The sequence below is a fragment of the Sinomonas sp. G460-2 genome, from assembly GCF_047759905.1.
Taxonomy (GTDB): Bacteria; Actinomycetota; Actinomycetes; order Actinomycetales; family Micrococcaceae; genus Sinomonas.
In genome coordinates this window covers 1-4,500 of record NZ_JBKZWT010000294.1, presented here as the reverse complement: position 1 = coordinate 4,500, position 4,500 = coordinate 1, and the positions used below count along the sequence as shown (strand labels likewise).

The following is a 4,500-nucleotide window of genomic DNA, read 5'->3' as shown; positions in this document are numbered from 1 at the left end:
CGACCGGCGCGGGCCGGATGCCCGACGGCGTCACGCTCCGCGACATGACGGAGGCGGACGTTCCTGCGGTCCACGAGCTCGAGAAGGCGCTCTTCCCCTTCGACGCGTGGCCCGAGCGCATGTTCAGGGACGAGCTTGCCCAGCCCTCGACCCGGCGGTACTACGTGGCGGAGGAGGCCGCGCCGGGCGGGGCCCGCCGGATCGTGGCGTACGCGGGAGTCATGTGCGTGCCGCCCATTGCGGATGTGCAGACCATCGCGGTCGTGCCTGAGCGTGAGGGGCGGGGGATCGGCTCAGCCGTGCTGACCGAGCTCATCGCGGAGGCCCGGCGGCGCGGCGCGCGGGACGTGCTCCTCGAGGTCCGCGCCGACAACCCGCGCGCGCAGGCGCTGTACCGGCGCTTCGGCTTCGCGCAGATCCACACGCGGCGGCGCTACTACCGCGACGGCGTCGACGCGCTCATCATGCAGCTGCCGCTCGAGGCCTCGCCCTCGGGCGAGGGGGGAGTCCAGTGAACCAGCCGCTTGTGCTCGGCATCGAGTCCTCGTGCGACGAGACCGGCGTCGGGATCGTGCGCGGCGCGACGCTCCTGGCCAACACCGTCTCCTCGTCGATGGACGAGCACGTGCGCTTCGGCGGGGTCATCCCCGAGATCGCGTCCCGCGCACACCTCGACGCCATGGTGCCAACGCTCCGCGAGGCCCTCGACACCGCGGGCGTGACGCTCGAGGACGTCGATGCGCTTGCGGTGACGTCCGGGCCCGGGCTCGCCGGTGCGCTCATGGTCGGGGTGTGCGCCGCGAAGGCGCTCGCCGTGGCCACGGGCAAGCCCCTGTTCGCGATCAACCACCTCGTCGCCCACGTGGGCGTCGGGCTGCTCGACGGCGGGGTCTACGGCGGGGAGCTCCCCGAGGACCTCGGCGCTCTGCTCGTCTCCGGCGGGCACACGGAGATCCTGCGCGTGAGCAACATCGCCTCCGACGTCGAGCTGCTCGGGTCAACGATCGACGACGCCGCCGGCGAGGCGTACGACAAGGTCGCGCGCCTCCTCGGCCTCGGCTATCCCGGCGGGCCGGCCATCGACCGGCTCGCTCGCGAGGGCGATCCGCGCGCCTTCCGCTTCCCGCGCGGCCTCACGCAGCCCAAGTACATGGGGTCAGCGGAGGCCCCCGGGCCGCATCGCTACGACTGGTCCTTCTCGGGCCTCAAGACCGCCGTGGCGCGGTGCGTCGAGCAGCACGAGGCCGCGGGGAGGCCTGTGCCCGTCGCGGACATCGCCGCCTCGTTCCAGGAGGCGGTCGTGGACGTCGTGACGTCGAAGGCGGTCCTCGCGTGCCGCGAGCAGGGGATCCGGAACCTGCTCCTCGGCGGGGGAGTGGCCGCTAATTCTCGGCTTCGCGAGCTCACCGCGTCCCGGTGTGCCGAGGCGGGGATCTCGCTCGCCGTGCCGCCGTTCTCGCTGTGCACGGACAACGGCGCAATGGTCGCGGCGCTCGCCGCCCGCGTCATCATGGACGGCGGCTCGCCGAGCGACCTCGCGTTCGCGCCGGACTCATCCCTGCCCGTCACGACCGTGTCGGTGTAGCCCGGCCTGCGGGTGCCAACCAGTACGCGTACTGGTTGGCACCCGGCTGGCGGGCCAGGGTGTTCCGCGTCATTCCGCGGATTGTGGTTTGGCCCGAACGCGCGCAAGGCGGTTGCCGAGGAAAACGCGTACGCGCCGGAACACAGCGCCGGGTCGATCAGGGGCGCGGGCCTCGCCGCCGCCACGCGATGACCGCCTCGACCAGGCCGTAGACGGCGCCGAGGGCCGCGACGATGAGCGCGGCCTGGAAGTGCGAGGTCACTGCGAGGGCCACGGCGACCACCGCGACGACGAACACGAGCCGCGCGGGCGAGCGGCGCCGTCGTCCGTCTTGCGGACTCACGCGGGGTGGCCTTGGCGCATGAGGCGCGCCTCCTCGAGGACGACGGCGCGCAGGTCGCCGCCGTGCCGCTCGGCGGTGCGGCGCTGCCGCTGGTAGCCCGCGCCCCGGCGCAGAATGCCCTCGATGTCGCGGAGCTCGGACTCGCAGCGGAGGTCCCGCGCGATGGGCTCGAGCCGGTCGAGGGTCTCGGCCAAGTGCTCGGTGACGAGCTGCTCGTTCCCCGCGGCATCGAGGATGATGATCGCGTCGAGCCCGTAGCGGGCCGCGCGCCATTTGTTCTCCTGGACGTGCCACGGGGGCATGGTCGGGATCGTGCCGCCCGCGTCGAGGGTGCGGGAGGCCTCCTCGACGAGGCACTGGGTGAGGGCGCCGATCGCGCCGACCTCTTCGAGGGTCGAGAGGCCGTCGCACACGCGCATCTCGATCGTTCCAAGCCGCGGCACCGGCCGGATGTCCCACCGGATCTCGTTGATCATGTCGATGACGCCAGTGGTGAGCATGTCGTCGACGTAGTGCTCGAAGTCCTCCCACCGGGGGAACTGGAACGGGAGGCCCGCGGTCGGGAGCTGCTGGAACATGAGGGCCCGCTGGGACGCGTAGCCCGTGTCCTCCCCGCTCCAGTACGGGCTCGAGGCGGAGAGCGCCTGGAAGTGCGGGAAGTAGTTGACCAGAGCGTCGAGCACGGGCATAGCCTTGTCCCGGCGATCGAGGCCGATGTGAACGTGGACGCCGTAGATGACCATCTGGCGGCCCCACCACTGCGTGCGGTCAATGAGCTTCGCGTAGCGCTCCTTGTCCGTGACCGGCTGGAGGCGTGGCGGGCTGAACGGGTGGCTGCCCGCGGAGAAGAGCTCGACGCCGATGCGGTCTGTGACGCTGCGGACGGCCGCCATGGTGGTGGCGAGGTCCGCCTTGGCCTCGGCCACGGTGTTGTGGACGTCCGTGACGAGTTCGACCGTGTTGAGGAGCAGCTCCTGGTGGACGCGGGGACAGTCCCCGCTGAGCTCGGGGTGCTCGTCGAAGACGCGGCGCATCACCTCGGGCGCGACGGACACGAGCTCCCCGCCATGGCGGTCCACGAGGGCGAGTTCCCACTCCATGCCGATCGTGGACTGCTTCGACGCAGCGAAGTCGATGTCCATGGCAGCCCCCGCCTTCGAGCTCCGGTCCGGCCGCAGCACTCCTACAGAATGTGCCCAGTCTAGGGCAGGGCGGCGGCCCTCCCGGCGGCGGTGTCCGAGCGTGACGAGCGGCGTCGGTCACGTCGGATCGGGTCCGGATCGGGGCGGTTTCCCCGCAGTGGGGCGGCTTAGCCGCAATGGGGTGGCGGGCCCGCGGCTCCAATGCGGGTAAGGGCGCCCGGTGCGGCGAAGGGCGCCCGGCGCGGGCACGGGCGCGGATGCGCAGCCACAGCGTACGACGGCGGCACCCGGCTCGTGCGGCCCCCTCGCCGGTTATCCACATACGGGCGCTGGCGGGCGCGAAACTCGCCCGGATTGAGGACGATGACAGCATGGAGACCCGAATTGCGCTGACTGCGGCCGTCGAGAGGTGGCCCGGAGGGATGATCGCCTCGACGAGCCAGTTGATCGAGGCGGGCATCGACGACCGAGTCATCAGTGCGTGCGTTCGCGCCGGTGTCTTCGACCGGATCCGGCGTGGGGCGTACTGCCTGGCGAGCTCAGGGCCGAGCTGGAGTCCGCGGAGTTCACGCGGGGGCGGGCGCGAGCGGCGCAACTCCTCGGCCTTCTCGATGGCCGCGCCAAGTACTTCGACTACCGCCCGACCGCCGAGGCCCTCTTGCTTGAGCGGCGGCGTGAGTCGGCGCTGATCGAGCTCGGTTGGCGGGTCATCCGCCTGACGTGGGCCGACCTCGACAGGACCGAGCTCGTGGCCGCCCGCCTCGCTGCCGCGTTTGCCGCTGCTGCGTGACTTGGGACTGCCGGTGCTGGGAGGGCTGACCGGGGTTGCATCCCCGCAGTGGGGCGGCTTCCTCGCAATGGGGTGGTTGGCCCGCGGACCCAATGCGGGGAAGGGCGCCCGGTGAAAACGGGACGGCGCTACACCCGGGCGAGGATCTCCGCCGTTCGCGCAGTGTCCGGAAGACACCCGTAGCCGAGCGTCCGCTTCTCGCCGAGCCGCGCGCCGAGGAACGCCTCCGCGACGGACGACGGCGCGTGCCCCACAAGGAGGGACCCCTGGAGGGCCAGCGCGAGCTCCTCCGCGAGCCGACGGGCCCACGCCTGCGCCTCCTCCGGCTCCCGCGCCGCGTCGGAGAGGAGCGAGAGCGCGCGTCCGAGCTGGGCGTCGAGCACGGGGTCCACGCCGCGCTGAGCCTCGAGCTCGTCCGCAAGCGCCTCGGCCGCGTCGGGCTCCCGCGCGAGCGCCCGCAGGACGTCGAGCGCCACGACGTTCCCCGATCCCTCCCAGATGGCCATGACCGGCTGCTCGCGATACCGCATCGCGAGGGGGAAGTCCTCCGTGTAGCCGTTCCCGCCGAGGCACTCGAGCGCCTCGGCGGCGTGGGCCGGCCCGCGCTTGCACACCCAGTACTTCGCGACGGCGGTCGCGA

The 4,500-nt window shown here is 72.2% G+C and carries 6 protein-coding genes; 3 read left to right on the top strand and 3 right to left on the bottom strand.

Annotation, left to right across the window (positions count from 1 at the left end):
• The first annotated feature begins 17 nt into the window (after positions 1 to 17).
• On the top strand, positions 18 to 515 hold the full coding sequence (rimI, locus tag ACLN58_RS18355; RefSeq protein WP_415856683.1) for a ribosomal protein S18-alanine N-acetyltransferase: 498 nt from the start codon (positions 18 to 20) through the stop codon (positions 513 to 515).
• On the top strand, positions 512 to 1,585 hold the full coding sequence (gene tsaD, locus ACLN58_RS18350) for a tRNA (adenosine(37)-N6)-threonylcarbamoyltransferase complex transferase subunit TsaD (RefSeq protein ID WP_415856682.1): 1,074 nt from the start codon (positions 512 to 514) through the stop codon (positions 1,583 to 1,585). Before rimI ends, tsaD begins: the two co-directional genes overlap by 4 nt.
• A gap of 157 nt (positions 1,586 to 1,742) precedes the next feature.
• Here tsaD and ACLN58_RS18345 read toward each other — a convergent pair whose 3' ends face one another.
• Both ACLN58_RS18345 and ACLN58_RS18340 read right to left on the bottom strand, forming a co-directional pair.
• Positions 1,743 to 1,928 carry a hypothetical protein gene (locus ACLN58_RS18345; protein WP_415856681.1) on the bottom strand — a complete coding sequence of 62 codons (186 nt, stop codon included), beginning with the start codon at positions 1,926 to 1,928 and terminating at the stop codon, positions 1,743 to 1,745.
• Positions 1,925 to 3,070: a glutamate--cysteine ligase gene (locus ACLN58_RS18340; RefSeq protein ID WP_415856680.1), complete on the bottom strand. Its 1,146-nt coding sequence runs from the start codon at positions 3,068 to 3,070 to the stop codon at positions 1,925 to 1,927. Before ACLN58_RS18340 ends, ACLN58_RS18345 begins: the two co-directional genes overlap by 4 nt.
• 176 nt (positions 3,071 to 3,246) lie before the next feature.
• Here ACLN58_RS18340 and ACLN58_RS18335 point away from each other — a divergent pair, with 176 nt between their 5' ends.
• The gene (locus ACLN58_RS18335; protein WP_415856679.1) at positions 3,247 to 3,759 is read left to right on the top strand and encodes a type IV toxin-antitoxin system AbiEi family antitoxin domain-containing protein; all 513 of its coding nucleotides are present in this window, start codon (positions 3,247 to 3,249) and stop codon (positions 3,757 to 3,759) included.
• A gap of 229 nt (positions 3,760 to 3,988) precedes the next feature.
• Here ACLN58_RS18335 and ACLN58_RS18330 read toward each other — a convergent pair.
• Positions 3,989 to 4,500: acyl-CoA dehydrogenase family protein (locus ACLN58_RS18330; RefSeq protein WP_415856678.1), on the bottom strand; the 512-nt coding region annotated here is incomplete at its 5' end.